The 23,009-nt window shown below is 36.6% G+C and carries 16 protein-coding genes; 8 read left to right on the top strand and 8 right to left on the bottom strand.

The features are described 5' to 3' along the window. Window positions 1-165 precede the first annotated feature (165 nt). Window positions 166-1,485, bottom strand: a complete 1,320-nt coding sequence (der, locus tag M9949_03535; GenBank protein ID MCO5250477.1) for a ribosome biogenesis GTPase Der — start codon at window positions 1,483-1,485, stop codon at window positions 166-168. Between the two features lie 126 nt (window positions 1,486-1,611). Between der and M9949_03530 the strand changes: the two genes are divergently transcribed. The 3 genes from M9949_03530 to M9949_03520 are packed head-to-tail and all read left to right on the top strand — an operon-like array spanning window position 1,612 to window position 3,634. Continuing rightward, window positions 1,612-2,367: a hypothetical protein gene (locus M9949_03530; protein ID MCO5250476.1), complete on the top strand. Its 756-nt coding sequence runs from the start codon at window positions 1,612-1,614 to the stop codon at window positions 2,365-2,367. Continuing rightward, window positions 2,351-3,013 carry a phosphopantothenoylcysteine decarboxylase gene (locus M9949_03525; GenBank protein MCO5250475.1) on the top strand — a complete coding sequence of 221 codons (663 nt, stop codon included), beginning with the start codon at window positions 2,351-2,353 and terminating at the stop codon, window positions 3,011-3,013. The genes M9949_03530 and M9949_03525 overlap by 17 nt, the downstream gene beginning before the upstream one ends. 6 nt (window positions 3,014-3,019) lie before the next feature. Further along, window positions 3,020-3,634 carry a hypothetical protein gene (locus M9949_03520; protein MCO5250474.1) on the top strand — a complete coding sequence of 205 codons (615 nt, stop codon included), beginning with the start codon at window positions 3,020-3,022 and terminating at the stop codon, window positions 3,632-3,634. Here M9949_03520 and M9949_03515 read toward each other — a convergent pair. Then, window positions 3,631-4,980, bottom strand: coding sequence for a glycosyltransferase family 39 protein (locus M9949_03515; GenBank protein MCO5250473.1), 1,350 nt, complete (start codon window positions 4,978-4,980; stop codon window positions 3,631-3,633). The two genes, M9949_03520 and M9949_03515, sit on opposite strands and share 4 nt — an antisense overlap. A 110-nt stretch (window positions 4,981-5,090) precedes the next feature. Continuing rightward, window positions 5,091-5,687 carry a nuclear transport factor 2 family protein gene (locus M9949_03510; protein MCO5250472.1) on the bottom strand — a complete coding sequence of 199 codons (597 nt, stop codon included), beginning with the start codon at window positions 5,685-5,687 and terminating at the stop codon, window positions 5,091-5,093. 128 nt (window positions 5,688-5,815) lie between these two features. On the opposite strand from M9949_03510, the gene M9949_03505 reads away from it, so the two are divergent. Together M9949_03505 and M9949_03500 are read left to right on the top strand one after the other, a co-directional pair. Then, a complete protein-coding gene (locus M9949_03505) occupies window positions 5,816-6,169 on the top strand; it encodes a hypothetical protein (protein MCO5250471.1) in 354 nt (117 codons plus the stop codon). 95 nt (window positions 6,170-6,264) lie between these two features. Further along, window positions 6,265-8,337, top strand: a complete 2,073-nt coding sequence (locus M9949_03500; GenBank protein MCO5250470.1) for a hypothetical protein — start codon at window positions 6,265-6,267, stop codon at window positions 8,335-8,337. Window positions 8,338-8,403: 66 nt separating this feature from the next. On the opposite strand, the gene M9949_03495 is transcribed toward M9949_03500, so the two are convergent. The 4 genes from M9949_03495 to M9949_03480 all read right to left on the bottom strand — a co-directional run bounded on the left by M9949_03495 (window position 8,404) and on the right by M9949_03480 (window position 14,278). Next, entirely contained in the window at window positions 8,404-9,213 is an 810-nt protein-coding gene (locus M9949_03495) for an ATP-binding cassette domain-containing protein (protein MCO5250469.1), read from the bottom strand. Further along, a complete protein-coding gene (locus M9949_03490) occupies window positions 9,210-12,044 on the bottom strand; it encodes a hypothetical protein (protein MCO5250468.1) in 2,835 nt (944 codons plus the stop codon). The genes M9949_03495 and M9949_03490 overlap by 4 nt, the downstream gene beginning before the upstream one ends. Before the next feature lie 2 nt (window positions 12,045-12,046). After that, the gene (locus tag M9949_03485) at window positions 12,047-13,264 is read right to left on the bottom strand and encodes an STAS domain-containing protein (GenBank protein ID MCO5250467.1); all 1,218 of its coding nucleotides are present in this window, start codon (window positions 13,262-13,264) and stop codon (window positions 12,047-12,049) included. A 201-nt stretch (window positions 13,265-13,465) separates the two neighbouring features. Beyond that, a complete protein-coding gene (locus tag M9949_03480) occupies window positions 13,466-14,278 on the bottom strand; it encodes a class I SAM-dependent methyltransferase (GenBank protein MCO5250466.1) in 813 nt (270 codons plus the stop codon). A gap of 132 nt (window positions 14,279-14,410) precedes the next feature. Here M9949_03480 and M9949_03475 point away from each other — a divergent pair, with 132 nt between their 5' ends. After that, on the top strand, window positions 14,411-18,463 hold the full coding sequence (locus M9949_03475) for a T9SS type A sorting domain-containing protein (GenBank protein ID MCO5250465.1): 4,053 nt from the start codon (window positions 14,411-14,413) through the stop codon (window positions 18,461-18,463). Between the two features lie 3 nt (window positions 18,464-18,466). On the opposite strand, the gene M9949_03470 is transcribed toward M9949_03475, so the two are convergent. Further along, on the bottom strand, window positions 18,467-19,369 hold the full coding sequence (locus tag M9949_03470; GenBank protein ID MCO5250464.1) for an FkbM family methyltransferase: 903 nt from the start codon (window positions 19,367-19,369) through the stop codon (window positions 18,467-18,469). A 163-nt stretch (window positions 19,370-19,532) separates the two neighbouring features. On the opposite strand from M9949_03470, the gene M9949_03465 reads away from it, so the two are divergent. Further along, window positions 19,533-20,537 carry a WYL domain-containing protein gene (locus M9949_03465; GenBank protein ID MCO5250463.1) on the top strand — a complete coding sequence of 335 codons (1,005 nt, stop codon included), beginning with the start codon at window positions 19,533-19,535 and terminating at the stop codon, window positions 20,535-20,537. Window positions 20,538-20,941: 404 nt separating this feature from the next. Further along, the coding region (locus M9949_03460; protein MCO5250462.1) for a hypothetical protein at window positions 20,942-23,009 on the top strand (2,068 nt) is incomplete at its 3' end.

Here is a 23,009-nt window from a genome sequence, read left to right as displayed (position 1 = left end):
GTATCTAAGTATTAATTTTAAGAGGATTGCAGTGCAATCCTCTTTTTTTTGTTCTTATCTGTATTTGGTTGTTAGTTAGAAAGTGGTATATTAAGAAATGAAGCCAAAAAAAAAGCCGACCAAACATTAGTTTAATCGGCTTATTAAAATTATATCTTAAGATGCTTATTCATCTCTCGGTTTATTTTTTCTTCTAAATAAAAATGAAATTGGTGTTCCACGGAAATCAAAATGCTCCCGTATCTTACGCTCAATGAATCTTTTGTAAGAGTCGGGTATATGTTGTGGATAGTTGCAAAAGAATGCAAACAAAGGAGGTGCAACGCCTACTTGCGTTATATAATTGATTCTCAAGTCATGTCCGCGAAAGGCAGGAGGTGGAGTTTTTTCTAATTCAGCTAAAATAACGTCGTTAAGTTCAGAAGTTTTGATTCTTGTGGTTCGTCTATCAAAAATTTCTTTCGATAATTCGATTATTTTTACAATCCTTTGCTTAGTCAATGCTGAAATAAACATAACTGGAATATAATCGAAAGTACGAATTTGTTCGTGAATGTCAGTTGTCAATTTGTCGGCTGTCTTGTGGTCTTTTTCGACCAAATCCCATTTGTTAAATGCTATAATCATACCTTTTCGTTCTTCGTTTACAAGGTTAATGATTTTTTTGTCCTGGTCTTCTAAACCTCGTGTAGCATCAATTAGCACAACTGCGATATCGCAACGTTGAATTGCACGTGAAGTACGCATATTGCTGTACATTTCGATGTTCTCTTTGACTTGACTGCGTTTTCGCAAACCTGCAGTATCAATTAAGACAATATCTTCACCATGAAACTTCATTACGGTATCAAATGAATCACGTGTTGTTCCCGGAATATCAGTTACGATAGCACGATTATAACCAAGCAATGAATTAGTCAGGCTTGATTTCCCTGAATTAGGTCTTCCGACGATGGCAATTTTAAGCCGAGCATCTTCCTCGTCCGGGTCAAAATCTTTTAAATGGTCAGCAACTACATCCAAGAAATCGCCTGTGTTATGCCCGCTCAAGGCTGAAATAGGGAAGGGGTCTCCCAAACCTAATCGGAAAAATTCATAAGATAAATCATCTTGATTTGAACTATCGCATTTGTTGACTACAAGTACGACATTTTTGTCTGAACTTCGCAAAATATTTGCAATGTCCAAATCGAAAGCTGTGACACCGTCTCGAGCATCAGTCACAAAGACAATAACATCAGCTTCATCAATTGCAATCATCGCTTGTTCGCGGACAGCAGCTTCCATGTCATCTTCACTACCGGGAATGAAACCACCGGTATCTATAACGAGGAATTTTTTTCCGTTCCAATCGGAGTTGCCATAGATTCTATCTCGAGTCACTCCCGGAGTGTTCTCGACTATCGCATTAGTCGTACCTGTTAATCTGTTAAACAGGGTTGACTTCCCTACATTCGGTCTCCCGACAATTGCTACTAAGTTCATATTTGGATATTATTAAAAATTTGTTAATAATGATACTTCAAAGATAAATATTTTTTACAAGATAGTCTTCATTTAGCACTTTTTATTATTTTTAAAGTTGGCTATTTTACATTAATTGAGTATAAAATGACAAACAATCTAAATAAGAAAAAAATCCTACTCGGTATTACCGGTTCAATCGCTGCTTATAAAGCTCCCTTGTTAGTACGTGAATTTGTCAAAAGTGGGGCAGATGTCACTGTTTTGATGACCCAATCGGCAAAGGAGTTCGTTTCACCGCTGACACTTGCCAATCTTAGTAGAAATGATGTAATAATAAATATGTTCGATGAGAGCTCTCAGACTTCGGGTGCTTGGCACATAGAATTAGCTCATTCTTGCGATATAATGCTAATTGCACCGTGTTCGGCAACTACACTCGGCAAATTAGCAAATGCGATTTGTGATTCACCTCTTATATCCGTTGCGACCGCTTTACCTCCTGAAATCCCGCTCATTGTGTCACCTGCTATGGATTCGACAATGTGGCTTCATCCTGCAACCCAAAGGTCAGTAAAGCTAATTCAGTCAGATGGTGCACTCATTTTGCCACCGGTTGATGGCGATTTATCGAGTGGATTTGTCGGTCCGGGCAGATTTCCTGATATTGAGGATGTTGTTAATTTTACTTCATATGCTTTAGAATATTTTCGAAATCGTACCAGATATACAGTTGTAGATGATGTGTATAAAAAGGGGCAAAACATTTCCGATACCGATGATGACACTGCCGAGTTGATTAATAAGCCGCTTGAAACTTTGCAAGATGCAATCGAAAAAGATAAGTGGAATGCCGAAATGGATTTAGAAAAAATGAAGAAAAGAAATGATGAAAAAGCCTAAAGTTCTGATTACGGCAGGACCAACTTTGGAAAGAATTGACGATGTTCGTTACATTTCAAACTTTTCATCGGGCAAAATGGGATTTGCATTGGCTGAAGTGTTCAACCAAAATGGATATGATGTAACATTAGTAAGCGGTCCTGTCCATTTGGATTGCTCAGATTCAATCAAACGAATAAATGTTGAATCTGCTCAAAATATGTATGAGGCTGTTTCTGAGAGCTACCAAACGCAAGATATTATAATTATGTCTGCTGCTGTTGCAGATTTCACACCTAAAGCTCCTTATCAGGGCAAAATCAAAAAGACTTCGATGGATTCTCTAAATATTGAACTGAAACCTACGATTGATATTTTGGCTTATGTCGGTCAACACAAATCTGACAAGCAAATTTTGGTCGGCTTTGCTTTAGAATCTGAAAATGAAATCGAATATGGCAAGGAAAAACTCGCAAGAAAGAATTGCGATATGATTGTAGTGAATTCAGCTAACAAAACCAATAGTGGTTTCGGGGGAGATGATAATACTATTACGATTATCACAAAATCCAAGCAATTGTTTACATTTCCGACAATGTCTAAGCTGAAATGCGCTGAAATAATTCTTGAAAAAACAGAAGAAATTTTGATTCAAATTAATGGATAAATCTATATGAAAACGTTTATTTCAATTATGATACTGTTGATTCTGATGTCTTGTAATTCGGATTTCAATAATGGCGAAGACGAAATTATCGAAGATGAAGACTTGAATTTATTGCCGCCAACGCAAGTATTTTGGGACAATTTAAGTGCCATGTGCGGAAAATCTTTTGAAGGCAGATTGGATTCAGATTCGGCATCGGACCCGGATGTAGCCGGTAAAGTGTTGATTATGAACGTTAGAAAATGTAGTGAAAATGAAATCAAGGTTCCGTTCGTAGTAGGCGATGATAAATCTCGGACATGGATTTTTACCAAAATTGGAGATAGGCTCCAGCTCAAACATGACCATCGCCACGAAGACGGCACTGAAGACGATACAAATTTCTACGGTGGAATGACGAGTAACGCCGGTAGAGACACGCTCCAAATGTTCATAGCTGACCAAGAGACTTTGGATATGTTTGATTTTGCGGCATTCAATGTTTGGATGGTGGAGCTTCTCCCAAACAATCATTTTGCTTATTCATTGAGGCGGATTGGCACAGACCGCCATTTCAGAGTTTTGTTTGATTTGACTAAGGAAGTGCCTGCTCCGGAATCTCTCTGGGGATGGGATGACTAATTTGTTATTTGCTTTTTGAGTTTGTATTTTTCAATTAATTTTTGAGAAATCAAATAGATTCCGTAAGAAGATACCGGAAGCAAAACAGTCAGAAAGTAAATTTGATAGCGGATGATAAAATTCACAGTTAAGATTAGAACTGTGTAAAATAGTGCAAACAACAAAAAAACAAGAATCGGATTTCTAAGAAGTCCATCTTTTCTAATTGAGTAAGCGAATGCATAAAGAGCCGGAATTGTGATAATAAAGACGTAGAAAAAATAGATAGGATTATGAATTTCGGGAGAAGTATAATCAATCGCCCAAAGCGAAACCACTCGAAGCAATGAATTAAGGATAGCTTTTTCAGGATTGTTTTTCCAGTAATGAATAGTTTCATCTCGGAAAATCGAATCAGCTGCAATTTCAAATCTTGTATCAAGCGGTAAACTGTCCAATCTATGAGCAACTGAGTAATCATTATGACCATCGAGCCATACATGCCTTCCATCAGCGTTTCTGGCGCCTCCACTTGCGAAAATATTGTTCCCCCGCCATATTTCGTGCCAAGGATGAGTCACAACAGGTATGAATTTATCGTACAATTGATAATTTCGATATGTCCAAGGACCAACTACAGCAGCAAATGCAACAAAAGCAAGAATCAGATTGAAAATAGACTTTTTGTTAGCTGTCCTTAAGTAATTTGCAAGTACAGCGCCGAATATTAAAGCAAATGATAATGCAAAAAACTCGCTCCGAACGAGGGTCTGTAAGCCGCATAGCAATCCGGCAATCAAAATATCATGGGACTTTGAGAATTTGATATATTTGATTAAGTAATATATTGCTGCCAATGCCAACATCTGATACAACTGAGAACCACTAAATGTAACAGTACCTACAATTGCAGGTAAGAAAATTGCCGCTAAAATTGCAGCAAATTTCGCCGTATCGTCATTGAAAAGTAATCGGGCAATCAGGAATGATAAATACACTGCAATAGTGCCAAACAAGACATTAAAAAGCATTAGCGATGTATAAGCTTTCGTGTTATCACCAAGGACCTTAAAATTGAGGTAGATGAAATAGGGATTCAAGGGCGGCATGAAAGAACCAACATAAGGTGGTGGGTCTTGTTTTAATTCATGCCTTGCTTCGTCAATAGCTCGATAGGGCCAATGCATCGTATAACCGTGCCCAGCCAACATATATCTGGCTGTATCTCCATGCTCCCACATTTCAGGGTCTTCAAAGTCACCTTTGGACAATACAAATGCAACTCTTATCAAAAAAGAAAAAATACACACATATAGTATAAATCGCTTCAAATCCAGCTTTTGATAATAATCTATTAACTTTCCCATTTCAATCAAATTTTTAAAATCTAAATTTATAAAGATTGTTCTGACAAGTACAAATATAATAAGCCCCTCAAAATTTGAAGGGCTTATTTTTTAATAAATCTATGATACCTCTATTCTTTTGAAACCGGAGGCATTTGATTTTTTTGTTCATTTTGTTGTTGCGTATTTTGGTTACTTGGTGCCTGTGAACTACTTTGTTCGTAATCTCTCCGAGCTTCGTCATCAGTACGAACAATTCCCACAATGCCACTAACAATCAACCATCTGTCATCTTTCTTTCTCAAAATACGTGCAATTCGTAAGTAATATTCTACATCAACTCCACCTTTGGTGATTACAGCATTGGTTCCATAAATAATGGAAGCCAAAGTAGCATTATCGTCCATCTGTATTGATACGTCGCGTAATTCTCCGTAATCAATATGATCATAATCTTTCCATTGCTGGTCTATCGCCATTTTGAAATCAGCAAAAGTTTTGATGATTTCTGAAGAATCAGTTCCAAAAAAGATAACTTCGTCTGCTAAGGTTTCAACAAGTTTTCCAAAATTTTTATCCTCGAGAGCCGTATGGAAATCGACTATAACTTTTTGGACTTTTTCTTTCTCATTCTGTATTTCAAGCGGCGACAAAAACTTAGGCTTGGGTTGGCAAGCCAAGAAGAAAGATGCGATAAGAATCAATATTATTTGTAAAGAAAATCTCATACATACTCCTCTAATTTATATATTTTAAACAATTGGTATATATTTTGTCCAATACTTTATGTAAAATATGAAAAAAAACTTGAAAATCAAATTTTTTTCTGAAAAAAAATGAATAAAAGGGAAAAATAATGAAAATATCATCTATTGGAAATTCGCCATTCGAGCCTTTCAGTCCTATTGAACTGAGCAAAGATGAGGTAAACACAATTAATAAAAAAATTGGGGACACTTTGTCAATTTCCGGCAAAAATGCTGATTGGTATAACGAAACTATTAACTCTGCCTTGAATAAGCTGGAGAATAGTATTCAATTGGACAATAGTATGCCTTTGGACAAAGCCGAAAACCAACCTATTGAATCAATCGAAGAAGCGCGCATTGTTTTAGGATATGTAAACACTCCTTTTTTCAAAGCTCAAGCGTTCAAAGCTCAAGCTAATCTATCACCTCAGGATGTTGTACACCTTTTCACCGAAGCTTAAAGCATAATAAAATTGTGTTATCGTTTAAAGCGGTTTTTATTTGAAACCGCTTTTCTGTATTTTTGAAAACTTTGTTTTACTAATTTGGAGTTTCAATGTTTAAGATTGCTATGATTTTAGCACTTTTTGTTGTTTTAGTATCATGTGAGAAGGAAGATATGTTTGTAGAAACAAAACCGGCAACCGGTGGACCAATAGTCTCAGATGAATTGGTCAACCAAATTACATCTGAACTAAAAGCTAAATTTTCGGAAGAACACGCTTTCCGAATTGAACGCGGTGTCAAGCAAGTTGCAGTCTTTTGGAGAGATTCTGACGGTACTGCTGATGATTTCAAAAATTTCTGCAATGAGAATTTCGTAAGTGACTCTGTAGAGTTAGAGAATATCTTTGTCACGATTAATGATAATCAAGAATCTATGAGTGGTCATTTCAACAAAATGATTTTGGACTTCAAATTTCCATTGCATGTAGAAATGGGACCTATTAACAAGCTTCAAATGCTTTTTGGAGCTTATAATCCTGCGGCACATACTGCCGATGATTTGTTCTCGAATAAAATTGCTTTTTTTATAGCTCTTAATTTCCCTTATTATACACTTGAAGAAAAAAACAATCTTGGTAAAAATTGGAATCGCAAACAATGGGCTTATGCAAGAGTTGGCGACATCATCAGTTCGAGAGTACCGGGAGAAATATCTCTTAAAGCTTCTGAAATTTCGACTAAATCAGGTCAATATATCACAGAATACAACATTTTCATGGGCAATTTGCTTGACCCAAGCGGTAAAGTCAGCTTCCCGAAAGAGATGAAGTTGATTTCGCATTGGAATCTTCGCGACGAACTCAAATCTAACTATTCCAACCCCGAAGGTATTGATAAACAAAACATGATTTACAGCATCATGCTTAGAATTATCAATCAAGAAATTCCTCAAGTTGTAGTCAATAGCGACAAGTACAATTGGGACCCGGTTGCGAACAAAGTATTTGAAAACGGTAATGAAATCACTGCCGAACGTGAGCCCGACACAAGATACGCAATGCTATTAGAAAATTTCAATATAACTAAGGAAATGGACGAGTATTCACCTCATTACCCAACTTATATCGAAAGGGCTTTCGACCAAGGCATGGAAATGCCTGTAGAGAGAATTGAACAAATGTTTAAAGATTTCATCAGCTCTCCACTAAAAAAAGACATTGCCGAGATTATCAAATCAAGATTAGGCAGAGATTTGATGCCATTTGATATTTGGTATGACGGATTCAAAGCGCGCAGTTCGATTTCCGAAGGCGGGCTTGACAAAATGACCAAAACTAAATATCCAAATGCAGAAACATTTTGGAAAGATTTCCCGAGCATACTAACTAAACTTGGATTTTCGAAAGATAAAGCAGTATTTTTGTCAACCAAAATTGATGTTGATGCCTCTCGTGGTGCAGGTCATGCTTGGGGTGCACAAATGAGAGGCGAAAAAGCAAGATTGCGTACCAGAGTTGGTGCAGATGGCATGAATTACAAGGGTTACAATATTGCTATGCACGAGCTTGGTCACAACGTTGAACAAACATTTTCGCTCTACAACATAGATTACTATATGATGAGTGGTGTCCCGAATACTGCATTTACCGAAGCGATGGCATTTATGTTCCAACAACGTGATTTGGACGTACTCGGCATCAAAAATACAAGTGCCGAAAAGCAATATGTTCATGCTCTTGATATTTATTGGTCATCATACGAAATTATGGGTGTATCGTTGGTTGATATTGCAACATGGAAATGGCTGTATGCAAATCCAAATGCCACACCTGCCGAACTTCGCGAAGCAGTCACAAGAATTGCAAAAGAAGTTTGGAACGAGTATTTTGCTGATGTTTTCGGACATAAAGATTCACCAATCTTGGCAATTTATTCACACATGATTAGCTATCCTCTGTATTTATCGGCTTACCCTGTCGGGCATTTGATTGAATTCCAAATCGAACAATACATCAAGGACAAAAATTTCGGTTCCGAAGTTGAACGCATGTGCTCATTGGGCAGATTATCTCCCGATATTTGGATGCAAACTGCTACACAGCAAGATGTATCCATCAAACCTACTTTGGATGTAGTTCAACAAGCTGTCGAATATTTTAAAGCCGGCATCACCAAAAAATAAATGCTTTCTAAATAAAAAAACTCATCCCTTGAATTTTCAAAGGATGAGTTTTTTTTGTGCTGCAAATTAATATTCCTTGCTGAATTCCATTATAATTTCCGGATTGAGTTTTTCATTTTTTCTGAGTTCGGCAAATTTATCCAACAAATCGTCAGCTGTAAGGTTTTGCTTATCTTTCATAGATAATGATTCGATAATTTCACCACGATACATCATAATCGTTTTATTGCCTAAAGCTAATGCTTGTTGCATCGAATGAGTAACCATGACCGTAGTGAGGTTATACTGTTCGACAAATTTCTTAGTCAAATTGATAATCAATGATGCGGATTTTGGGTCTAATGCAGCGGTATGTTCGTCCAATAAAAGCACGTTCGGCTTTGTCATCACAGCCATCAGCAAAGTTATTGCTTGCCTTTGACCACCCGAAAGCGAACCGATGAAATTATCCAACCTGTCTTCCAATTGCATTTCCAAATCTTTAACGATAGCCTTGTATTCGTCCAATTTTGATGTACCAAGTCCCAAAATTGGCATTCTCGTTTTCCCTCGCAAAGCTGCCAAATGCAAATTCTCGGCAATGCTCATTCCGGGAGCTGTGCCGGAAAATGGATTCTGAAAAACACGTGCGATATGTTTCGCTCTGCTATGTTCGGGCATAAAAGTGACATCAACATCTGCGATTTTTACACTGCCTTCATCGCCGATAAAAGTCCCGGAAATAGCATTCAACAAAGTTGATTTCCCTGAGCCATTGGTGCCGATAATAGTTATGAAATCACCATCTTCAACTTCGAGATTGATGTTTTTCAGGGCATAAACTTCGTTTATTGTGCCACGATTAAAAACTTTATGAAAATCCTTGATTTGTATCATTTTTTTATCTCCTTCGAATCCTTTATGACCATTTCGGCACGATTTATCAAAGCATCGTTCAGTTTAATACCCAATTTTTCAGCAACATCCAAATTCAAGAAGAAACTCGTCATAGTCGTTTGCATAATTGGCATTTTTGCCGGACTTTCACCATTCAAAACTCTGACTGCGTAGGTTCCTCCGTCAAAACCTGTTCGGTGATAATTAGGTCCCAATATCGCAATAGTTTTATTAGTAATGAATTCAGCATCAACCGAAAATACCGGAATGTTCTTAGCTTCAGCCACTTTTACAAAGCTGTCATAACTTACATTCAATGTATTGTCGCCGCCATTCATAAATATTTGAGCACCTTTATTCACCAAAGCATTTGATGCATCTAAAACCTCTGATGGATTAGTCACGGTTGATTCAATCACTTCAAGTCCAATCTTAGGTGCATATTGCCTAATCTTACTAACGACAGATTCCGAATTTGCTTCGGACGAATTCCAGACTAAGCCCAATTTTGTACGGTTTGGCAGCATTTCCTTAATTAAATCCAACATTCGTTCGATAGGAGGGAAGCACGCATAACCCGTGAAATTCGGCAGGTGGTCAGTTGGAGATTTTGCAGCTCCGATTTTGTATGGGTCGTATATGTAAGTAAACACCACAACCGGTTTGGCTCTATTTCCTACCATTTGTACAGCTGCTTGCACTACAGGAGTTGACAAGGGCACGATAATATCAACTTCGCGTGAAATCAAATCTTGCATAATCGAATTTATCATCGAAAAATCGGCGTTGGCATTTCGATAAATTATTTCAACATTAACGCCATCGAAAAAGCCGTTGCTGTTCAGAGCTTTGATGAAACCTTCTTTTGCAAGTTCAACATTCGGCTCCATTGCGAATTGAACCATGCCGATTTTCATCATTTTTTTGACATCTTTCTTTCCGACAAATTTATTTGCTTTGAATTTCAATTCATCGGAAAAAGTGATTTTTAACTTTTCGGCAACCTCATTGTTCAATCCGAAAGTTAGTTTTGTGTATCGGCTGAATGGTATATCAGCAGGTTTTTCGCCATTTAGCACACGATTAACAATGTGAGCAGCATCTTGACCACTTGATTTGTAATCATATCCCAAAGCAGCTAATGCCCCATCGTTAAGCCTTTCAACGTCATTTATGAAAATCGGGATTTTGTTCATCTCGGCAACTTTTGCTACTGCATCAAATGCAGCAAATACAGTATTTTCGGGTACCAAAACAAAAGCATCAATTTTTTTCTGAACCAATGATGTGGCAGCTTCGCGAACTTCAGAAGTAGAAGTGATTGTTGCTCCTTCGAAGCTCATATCGGGATATTTCGTTAATTCATGCTTAAGATTGTCCACATTGAATTCTGAGTTTGCCTGTCCGGCGTTCCAAATAGTGCCGATTTTCAATTCGCGAGGGAAGATTTCTCTAACTAATTCGAGAGTTTTATCCATTGGCGCCCATCCATAAACGCCTGTGACATTTGGCAAATGGTTCGAATCCGATGTGCCGGCATTGATAATGAATGGATTCGCCACAGTCGCAAACACTACCGGAATATCTTTCACTTTGTTGATTGCCACTTGTGTCGCCGGAGTGGAAATTGTTAAAATCAAACACACTTCGCTCATTATAAAATTATCAATAATCGAATTTAGTGTAGCCAAATCGCCATTTGCATCTTGAATTTTGAATTCAATATTATTACCGTCCTCATATCCGAGCTTTTTCATTTCCTCCAAAAAGCCTTCCTTAGTCATATCTAAAATCGGGTTGCTGTCAATTTGGACAATTCCGACTACATGCTTAATATCCGAACTAACCTTTTGCGAATCGAACAATTTGTTCAAACCATATATAGTCAGCATACCAAGAATTGATATTACTACAACATAAACAACTTTTTTGTTTAATTTTATGCTCATGGGTTTCTTGCGATTTTTATCATTTTTCGCAAGTTTCAGCCCGATAAATAAAGTGCCGAGTACAAATAGTGAAGTCAGCAATTTCAAATCAATTGGATTCATTCCTGCAAATAGGGCAAGGGCAATCATCAATCTGAAAATAATCGAACCAACAACAGCGCTTGCAATTTTCACAAAAATTGACCTTGATTTGAAAATTGATTCGCCAATAATCACAGCTGCCAGCCCGTTTATAATCATACCGATGCCCATTCCAATATCTGCAAAACCCTGATACTGGGCTATCATACCACCCGAAAATGCAATCATACCATTTGAAAGTGCAATCCCGAATATTTTCATCGAATCAACATTCACGCCCAGTGCTGAACTCATTATTGGGTTGTTTCCCGTAGCAATTAATGACATTCCCAAATCGGATTTGAAAAATAATGCAACTTTAATCGAAAAGAGCCCAACAATAACTATCATACATATTGCTAACCAAAATTCAATGCCTATTCCGGGATTGAAGCTGTCCAAGATATTTGTAAAGCTCGGGCTGTTCAACAGTGGCACGTTGCTTCGTCCCATGATATGCAAATTGATTGAATAAAGCCCAATCATCACCAAAATACCCGAAAGCAGCCCGTTCACTCGCATTTTTGTATGAATAATCCCCGTGACCGAACCTGCCAACATACCTCCAAACGAGGCTATTATCAGTGCAATCACAGGATTTGTTCCGCCTACAATTAACACTGATGTAATTGCAGCGCCGAAAGTAAAACTTCCGTCCACGGTTATATCAGGGAAATCGAGAAATTTGTACGTCAGGTAAATCCCAATTGTCATAAATCCGTAAATCAACCCTAAATTAATCGCACCTATCCATAGTTCCATTTTTATGCCTCCAACTTAATTATACCCAAACAACCAAAGCTGAAACGCGATTTGCCCAACAAATGTTTAAGTCGGAGCGGATTCAATTCTTGTTGCACTTTTTTGAGCTCATCGTCGAAAAAGTGAATCTTATAGCTCAAAACATCTCTATCAAAAATTCCGATATGCAAGTGATAGTTTAGCTCAGCCGGGAAAGCGGACGAATTTTTATTGAAAAACTGACTTCCCTTATCAGCATAAATCCCCACTCCTGCAGCAATCAAGTTCACATCCTCAGCTTCGATTGGGTAATTGAACCAATTGGAAAAATTATCAGGATGGAAAATATCTTGCGAATTTGCAGGTTTGTTCTCGTTCGTCGGAACTTTTTTGATGCTTATTCCACGAATTCCTTTACTTTCAGCCAAAAAAACGATTCCAAATGATTTCAATCCCGTAAGTTCGCTAACTCCGGCTAAAATTTCTTCAAAATCAGCACCATCAGTCGTGGCATCGAAAGAAAGCTTTGCATAAAAATCACCTGAAAACGAGAATCCGTCAGCAAAGTTGTATTTAATATCATCAGCAACAGGGTCAAATTGCATAAAATCAACCGCAGGGCGATTCACTGCAGGATAGTAGAAAAGTGAGTTTTGGAGTACAAGAGCCTCGCCGAAATAATTTTTATAATCTTCAAAATTATCGCCCAAAGCAGCATTGCCAACACCATATTGAATTTCTTTCGGCGATAAAGACCTAACATCAGCCGCAGTAATTGCGGAATTTCTAATTTTATCGTTATTCGTGAAATTTGCAAACTTTCCGCTCGGAACGTCAAATTGCTGATATTCATACTTAATTCCGTCACGAGTAGAGCTGACAAGTTCGGACTCAACTTTTTGGGTCGAAATCAAGGGGAGAAGCTTCGCCTCAGTCGCCACAATCTTGAAAACCCGGTCAAAACCGCTCATCTTGAAGATTTTAAAGATGCTGTCGTTCATCCGATACATCACCATCATACCGCCCGCTCCTGCGAGCTTTTGCTGGCTTACAAGCAAGACCCGTAAGCCCGCAGAACTCACAAAATTCACCCCACCGCAATCCATCACAATAATGCGTTCACCCGAAGCAATAATTTGCGACAATTTATTTGCGAGCTCCGACGAAGTAACGCCGTCAATTCTGCCATCCACAGCCAAAACGTCGCGTCCGGCAATCTTATAATCCCGAAATTCAATCATTTTGCACATCCCCATTGATACATAATTCAAAAATAGTAATTCTTCGCATGTGGACATCAGCATAACCAAAAAAAAGAAAAAGATTGACTATCAATCAATCTTTCTCTTAATTTTATGTTCAGTACCCACTATTTAACTAACATCACTTTCTCCGTCTTTATATTCCAAGGTGAAATCATAATGACATTGTAAATGCCGGAACTATGAACCTTTAGTAAAGGTTATTGTAAGGAACCAGCCAATCTTTTCTTTTCCGAGAAGAGCTGAGATGATTTTGGAAATTTTCCTGAATATGACATTGAATCTTGCTAATTTGTCATAGTATGTGAAAATTGTAGATACTTTGGATACCGAAAGATTGTAGTTTTCCAAAATCTTTTGGAATTCTTTGATTGTATATCCTTTTGTCCCTATACTTTCCATATGATTCCACAAGACCCAAGATATTGATTTCCAAGGTCTAAGTTTTAGTAAGGCATGTTTGAACCAAAAGAAAAAAGCGAGAAGTGATTTACGATTGTAAATCATGATTTTTGCTTTTCCGCCGGGTTTGAGAACTCTTATAATCTCTTCCAAAGCTTTGATTGTATTTGGGGAGTGGTGAATCACGCCCCAACTATAAACAATATCAAAATAATTGTCAACATACGGTAGGTTTTCTGCATCAGCAACTCTTAAATCTTTACATGTCAATTCATATAATTCTAATCTTCTTTGGACATGTTCAATTGCTTCAGGGGTTAAATCAATACCGTAACATTCTGCTCCGGCTCTAACCCATTGGAGAAAATCAGTACCAGCTCCGACACCGACTTCAAGTAATCGTTTATTATGAAATCGAGTAAATTGGGCGAAATTGAAAATTTCAGGTTGTAAGTCGTATCTATGCTCCTCAATGTCTTCAAAGTATTCTAAAGTAAATTTCTCTTTGTCAATTGTAGCAGTCCCACAAGTCTGTGAATTCCAAAAATTCTTAAGTTCCTCTTTCAAATAGTTTTGTGTTTCATTTTGCATTTTTCAATCTAACTTGATGTCTTAAAATATTATTCAATGACTTTTTTAAGAATCTTTTATTATTTTGTTGTTAAATCAATTGATTTTTGTATATTTACAAAAAATTTCTTACAAGACTCATAAGGTGCAATTATGAAAGCTAAAATTTCATCAAAGCTCATAATATTTTTATGGTTTGTGTCAACTGTCTTATTGCTTTCGGAAGAAAATCTAATTTATAACGGAGATTTTAGCTTAGGTAATGTCGGTTTTAATACCGATTATACATATAGCACCGGAATACCATTTGGACCAGGATATTATACAATTGGGACGAACCCGCAGTTAATACACCCCGGCTTTGCACCATGCAAAGATCATACTCAAGACTCAGCAAAGTTGATGATGTTTTTCGATTCATATACAGTACCCAACAAATTAGTATGGTCGCAGGAAGTTGATGTTAAGAAGTCCTCAGTATATAAATTTTCGATGTGGGCTACAAAACTTGTATATTATGATGATTCCGATTTCCAGATTAAAATTAATGGAAAAGCACTCGAACCTGATTTTCATATTGGTAAAGCATCTTGTACTTGGTCTTACTTTGAATCGAAATGGAATTCAAATTCAGATTCAAAAGCTCTCATTGAAATATACAATTTATCAACTTTCTCAAAAGGAAATGATATAGCAATTGATGATTTAGCTTTTGTTTTGGATTCCGTTTGTGTGGAAGAAATAAATTTAGCAGATGATATTGAAATATGTATCGGCGATACTGTTGTACTTGGTAATGAAAACGGAAAAAGAAGTGATTTACGATTCATATGGTCTCCAAATTTATATTTAGATAATCCATATGTAGGAAACCCAAAATGTCATGCTCGAGAAAACATAACATATTATATTCAAGCTGAAAATTTGGAAACCGGTTGTATGTCTTACGATACAATTAATGTCGTTATTAAAATGACGGAAAATTTGGATGTGGCAGATGATATCGAAATTTGTTTTGGAGATACTGTTGTACTTGGAAATGAAAACGGAAAAAGACGTGAATTACGATTTGTATGGCATCCAAATTTATATTTAGATAATCCTTATGCAGGAAATCCAAAGTGTCATGCACATGAAAACATAAGATATTATATTCAAGTTGAAAATTTGGAAACCGGTTGTATGTCCTACGATACAATTGATGTCGTTATTAAAATTCCTGAAAATTTCGAATTGGGAGAAGATGTTTCAATATGTTTAGGTGAGACTATTGTTCTTGGTAATGAAAACTGGAAAAGACCTGAATTACAATACGTTTGGCATCCACCATTATATTTAGATAATTCATTTGTCGGTAATCCACGATGTGATGCGCGAGAAAACATTACATATTTTATTCAAGTTAAAAATTTGGATGATGGTTGCACAACATACGATACTATAGATGTAGTTGTTAACATTCCGGAAAATATTGATATTACTGCGAGTAGCTTAACAATTTGCAATGACCCTGTGACATTAACGGCATCAGAAGGTTTTACAGACTATAAATGGTCAAATGGTGCTAAAGAGAGCGTTATTCAAATCACAAAACAAGGTGTATATATAGTACAGGCTCGAGATAAGAATGGGTGTATAAGTGTAGATTCAATAAAAATAATCCTAGAACTCGAACTTGATTTACCTGAAACGATTGATTTGGGTATTATGTGTGTAGGAGATGAAAAAGACACAACAATAAATTTAACCAATTTAGGTAACTTGCCAATTCTTATCTCAGCGGTGGAATATGACAAGAAAAATGGTTTCTTTGAGCTTGATTATACCGGTTTGTTAGACAAGGAAATTGTTAAGAATTTTTCTCATCCAATCAAAATTCATATAAAAGCTCGAAAAGAAGGTTCTTATTCTGAAAAAGTGACATTATTCTTTGAAACTCCATGTAAAGTTGAATTCGAAATTGGAATTAAATTCTCTATATACGATTTACCTGTTTATGAAGCCGGTGAAGATATAATCAAATGTCCCGATGAATCAATAACCCTTGGTGGAATTAACGGGAAAAATCCTGATTGGATATATAGTTGGAGTCCGGCTGAATATTTGAATAATCCAAATATTGGAAACCCAATATGTAATGCTATTGTTGATACGAAATATACTGTTATAGTCAGACACAAAACCAGTGGATGTTTAGCTTATGATACTATCAATGTTTTTGTTCATGAGCCTGAACCAATATCAATCGAAGCTTCCAGCTTAGTGATTTGTGATAATTCAGTAACTTTAAGAGCTTCCGATGGATTCCCGGGTTATGTTTGGTCCAATGGTGATTCAACTCAGGTAATTCAAGTGAATGAAGCCGGTGTTTATACAGTAAGTGCCATTGATTCTAATGGATGTTTGACAACAGCTTCAATTGAAATAATCAATGCCAATATTAAATTGGTCATCCCTACTTTTATTGAGTTTGAACCAATATGCTTTGGTAATGATAGTGAAAAGTCAATTGAAATTAAAAACATAGGAAATGTTAATGTCAAAGTTAAAATTATCAAACTCATTGGTAGCGATTTGATTACACCCGAAAAAATAAGTTTTGAGGATTCTGTTCTAACTATTAATGAATCTGGTCATTTAATATTCAAAATAAGAGCTATTCAAGTTGGAATGATTACAGCGAAAATACTTATAGAAATAGATTATCCTTGTCCAGCTTCATATGAAATTGAAATAAGTTGTTTGATTCTGGATTCTGAAATAATTGATTTGGGTACTAATTACACAATCTGTCAAGGTAGTTCAGTACAATTGGGTAATGAAAATGGAAAAAATAGCAGACTGAAATTTAAATGGATTCCTGAAGATTTTCTTGATAATCCATTCATTGGGAATCCTATTTGTAACAGTCCGTCTGATATTGAATATATAGTTGAAATCACAGATATTGAGACCGGATGTGTATCATATGACACAATCAATGTTTTTTATGTAATTCCTGAAGTCTTAGAAATAATTGTCAGCTCAGATTACTTTTGTGATGGCTCCGTTTTGCTTACAGCAACTGAAGGATTTAACAATTTTAAATGGTCAACAGGAGATACTACACAATCAATAGAGACTGTAGGTTCCGGTAAATATACACTTTCGGCTTATGATAAAAATGGTTGTCTTTCAATAGCCGAAATTACAATTACAGATTTTGATTTAGAATTTGATATACCTGATTTGATTGAAATTTATGCCGCTTGTTATGGTGAAGTTGTTGAAAGTTTATTGGATGTTGTAAACAAAGGAAAAGAAACGCTTAGAATAAGTGAAATCTTAATTGAAGGCGATACTGCGATTTTTAAGTCAAATGCTGATTTGCTTATCGGGCAAAGAATTAAACCCGGTGAATCGCTAAAGCTGTTAATAAACTCTTTACCGCCTACTTTGGATACCTTTGCTGCTAATTTGCTTATAAAAATTGATGAACCTTGCACAAAATCATTTAATGTTGATTTGAGACTCATTGTAAAACCACCTATAGTTCATATTATTGTTCCTGATACTGTTGTAATAATCGGTGAAGAGTTGTGTATCCCAATTATGGGTAATATTAATTGTGATATTCCGGGTCTACCTGTTTCGTATAGATTGGTTCTATCATTAAACAAAACACTATTTAAGCCTGACCACATTGTATCGGGCAATATTGTTTCTATAAAAGAATCCGGAGACAAATTTATTATTGAAATTGAAGATTTTGATGTTTTGCTTTATGATTATCCTACAGTAATAAACCATTTGTGCGGATTAGTTCTTCTTGGTAATAAAACTTACGACTCTATTGAGATCATAGAATTTGAATCAAATAGCGGAAATGAATATACCAGCACACCAGGTAGTATTAAAACTGATGTTTGTGCTCCTCAAATACGACCGATTCAAATGTACATACCAACTTATATGACGATAAATGAAAATCCTACAAATTCTTCTGTAAATTTACAGATTGGTTCAAGTGAAGAAGGCGAATTTGAGTTGGAGATTCTTGATTTGGTAGGTATATCAGTATATAAGCATCAATGGAGCAAACATAATCGCGAACATATCGAAACAAACATGACGATTGATTGTTCAAGTTTGAATCAAGGTTTATATATTATTAAATTAATAACGCCTTGGAATTTAAAGACTGAAAAGCTTTTAATTGTGAAATAGAAATTACTTTTGAGCGAAAATGGTACCTCGAATATCATCCACCTCTCTCAATAATTTGTAGCCGAGGGATTGAAGGGGTGGGACTATGGATTTGAATGCGGCTTCGCCATTGACTTCGTGGAGGGCTTCGATGAGTAGTTTGGGTGATTGGGTAGTGAGAAATTTTGTCGCTCCTTTGATGGCTTCTATTTCGGCGCCTTCGATGTCCATTTTTAGGTAGCTGACATTGTCGTAGCCTTGTCGTTGGATGATTTCGTCTAATGTTTCGCAGTGGATTGTGACTACTTGCTTGTTGGTGAATAATTCGTTGTCATAGTCAATCAAGGTGTGCTCGCCCGGTCGATTGCTGATGTGGAATTCTTTTGTGCATTTTTCAGACCATAGCGCTAATGGTATGATTTCGACATTTTGCAGATTGTTGTTGTCGAGATTTCGCTGGAGTGTGATGCGGTTTTGCTCGTCGGGTTCGATTGCGATTACTTTACCTGTAGAGCCGACTTTTTTTGCTGCTTGGACAGTGAATCCGCCGATGTTTGCTCCGGCATCTATTACGGTGTCGCCTTCGTTGATGTCGAAATAGGTGAAGTACTCGCTGTGGATGAAGAGTTCGCTGAGTATTTCGTATAGGAAGTAATATTTATTGACGTCAAGGATTTTGTCCATTTTTGATTTTGTGCCGTAGTTGTAGCGCTCGGTGAAGTTGATTTCAGCCGGAATCTGCGATGGGGGAGATTCTAAGATTATGCCGCTTTTCAGCGTCACTTTCAGACTGCCGTCATCGGTAATTTGGCTACGGGAAATTATATCATTTACTTGGTAGTATTTGTTGAAAAATCGGTAATAAAGCAACTTCACAGGTGTGAGCAAAGCTGAGTTTGAATCTGCAATTTTATTTTTGAAAGACATTTTTCTCAAATCATATTTTGAACATCTTACTAAAATAAGCAAATTCGACAACAATTTCATTTGTTCAGCATTTTTTCGTGCTTTCTTATATTAACTGTTTATTTATTCGCAAATATCTGTATTTTTGCTTTTTCAAAGTGCTATGATTAAATCGGATGTGATTATGAGCAAGAAAATTTTGGATAGTAGCCAACAAGTAAGGCGAATTCTACGAATATTGAGACTTTTGTCATCAAATAATAATATGACTTCTACTGAAATTTTCGACCATTTGATTGAAGATTGTAAAGAGGTTTCGATTCGGAGTATCCAACGAGATTTGAAGGTGTTGCTTGATGACGGGTATTTGGATAAACGTAAATCAGGCAAGGTAACGTTGTGGAAACTTAAGAAACTTTCCAACATTGATTTCAGTCCCAAAAATATTCGCGAGAGCGAAATGATTTCTTTCTATATTTTGAAAGCGTATATCAGCACTTTTCGAGGCACGACAATTGAAAAAGATTTGAACGAATTGGCGAATAAGTTAGAATCTATGGTGCCCGGCTCAGTTTTTCTTGAAGACCCTTTCTATGGGGACCAAAACATCGGTGCTTACGATTACTCGAACAAGCATGAAATCTTAAGACTTTGCATCAAGCACATTAACGAGAAAAATTGGATTAAGATTAAATACGAACGCTTGACTGACGATATGGTCAAAGATTATACGATTTTCCCTCAATTTTTATATACCTATTTGGGAACAATCTATCTTATAGCTTATAATCCTGCACACAAAAGGTCAACCAATTTCGCTATCCAAAACATCAAATCAATCGAAGAAATTTATAACATAAGGAAAACTGAGCCCAAATTTGACTATGACAAATTCAGAACTGAAAGGTTTGCTGTCATAGATGGTGATGTAGAAATGGTAAAAATCGTAATCAAAAAGGCATTTGTCAAATATTTCGAGAATCGCCATATCCACATTTCGCAAAATGTCAGTAAAAGCAATTCTGGCAATCTAAATATAGAAATGATGGTTCCGATTTCGCCCGATTTCATCTCGTGGTTGTCACGATGGTGCAATGCAATAGCAGATATTGAGCCCAAAAAGCTAAAAGATGAAGTCATCAAACAGCTCAAAGACGCTGTTAAGTGCTTGGAACAAGACAAATATTGAACTATTGATTAAGTTATCATTTAACCAAATTGTTTCATCTACAAAGTTTTTTACTTCTTATCTTCATTACTATTGTTGTATTAAAATTTCAATTATTGAATTTTTGATGGCTAATTTGTGGAAAAATGTCAAGAAGGAGGAGCAAATCTAAAATTAGTCTCATAGAATAATTAATTAAAGGTATGCTAATTCACAATTTAATTAATATTTATGCTACAAACATCCCATAAACGATGTTGATTTAACAATTTCGAGCTTTTGAAATACACGTAACTTATTGATATATAATTAAGATAAAATAATTCTTTTAATTTAAGTTTTATTTGTATTTTATAAATTAATTTATTACGTTTACATTGCTTGTCTCTATAAGTAACTAAAAATTATTATAATTGGAGTCTGCTATGTTACGTTGTTTCTTCACCATATTTATTGCAATAGCAATAATGACCACATCAACCTTGTCACAAATCCCCCGTCAAATTAGTTGGCAAGGAGTAATAACTGACGATTTAGGCGCTCCCTTGAACGGTAATTACACTATTACAATGAAAATATTCAACACTGACAATCCAAACGTTATTATTCCACTATGGTCCGAAGTATTCCTTGAAAGTATTGACGATGGAATGCTCAACATAACAATGGGGCTTGACCTAATGAATCCCTTGAATCTTGATTTTGACCAACCATATTGGTTGGAAATCAAGGTAGGCGAGGCTTTGCCTATGTCTCGAGTTAGATTGACATCATCACCCTATAGTATGATGGCTCGTACCGTTGAAGACAATGCTATAACAACACAAAAGATACTTGACGATGCCGTTACAAATGATAAGATTTTAAGTGTTGATTGGCTTAAAATCACGAATGCGCCAGTTTCACTACCACCTTCAGGACCTGCCGGTGGAGATCTCACAGGGAATTACCCGTCACCTTCAATAGCACCCGGTGCTGTAATAAATACGAAGATAGCAAACGGGACCGTTGTGAGAAGCATCGGAAGTGCGAGCAAATTAACTGATGATGTAAGATTAGTTGCCGGAACAAATGTAACAATCACGGATAATTTTCCAAGCATAAATGATATTACAATTACTTCGGTAATGGGTGGTCCCGCTGGAGGTGATTTGACAGGTATATATCCAGACCCTTCAATAGGTCCATTGAAAGTTACAACGGATAAAATAGCTCCATTGGCTGTGACTACGGTAAAAATTGCTCCATTAGCGGTTACTACCAGTGAGTTGGGCAATTCTGCAGTTACAGGGATAAAGATTGCCCCTAATACAGTTGTTCGTAGTATTGGCAAAGAAGCAGGTCTACGTGACAATGTCAGATTAGTAGAGGGTGCAAATATTAAAATTGAAGACAATACACCACTTGATAACCAGATTAGAATTTCATCTTTAATGCCGGATGTTATTGTTCTTGAGGATGGAGAAGGAAACAAAACAGAAATTTCTGGAAAAGAAGTTAAACAGACTAAATCAGGCTCTATTAAAACTACAATTATTCAAGTTGGAAACGGTGTATTCCAAGATGAATCGGGCAATGAAACGACAGTATCTCCAACCGGAACAACTACAACTGACCCAAACGGAAACGAAACAACAACGACTGCCAAAGGAAGCAAATCTACCGATAATGCCGGAAATTCATCCGAAACTACTGCTAAAGGGACAAAAAATACTGATAAAGATGGTAACTCTACGGAATCAACAGCTGAAGGTACCAAATCTAAAAAAACAAATCCCGATAACGGTGAAGTCTCAACCACTTCAACAACAGCAGAAGGGACAACTTCACGACGAGAGGATGAAGATGGAAATATGATTGGCGAATCCGAGCTAAGTCCTGATGGATTGACTATTGAGGATGGTGATGGCAATACAATGGAAATAGGCGCTGACGGAATTTCTATGAAAGATGCTTCAGGTGCTCCAATTTTTGAAGTTAAACCGGACGGGACATCCTATCATAAAGGTAAAGAGGTCTTTGCAGGTGGAATAGAAGTTGTTGCTGATAGTGTAAATGCTGATAGTGTAAGTATTAATCCCGGCAAGATCGTTTTAACATCACCGACCACGGGTGATGTCAAAACGATTACACCAAGTGGAAATTCTCACGCAAGCATGGTAGGGAATTTCAACAATGCAACCCCTAATGGCAATATAATCGGTGATAGCGATAATAATTTGAACGAGTCGAATTCGGAGGGTAACTCCATTTCAAATTCTGCCGAAGATAGAACAAATATTTCGGCAGGTGAAGCTGAATACTCTGATTTTGATGGTAATATAACTCGAACACATTCGGGAGGTATAAAAACTGAAAATAGTGATGATATTTTTGTTAATATCACTCCCGGTCAGATTGATATGGAAACAACAGTTTCAGCTATAAATATCGAAAAACCCGATGGAGAAGTCTTAATGCATTTAGACCCGTCCGGAAACTTAAATGTGCCAC

The sequence above is a fragment of the Candidatus Kapaibacterium sp. genome (genome assembly GCA_023957315.1).
Classification (GTDB): Bacteria; Bacteroidota; Ignavibacteria; order Kapaibacteriales; family UBA2268; genus PGYU01.
This window is presented reverse-complemented; position numbering and strand designations above follow the sequence as displayed.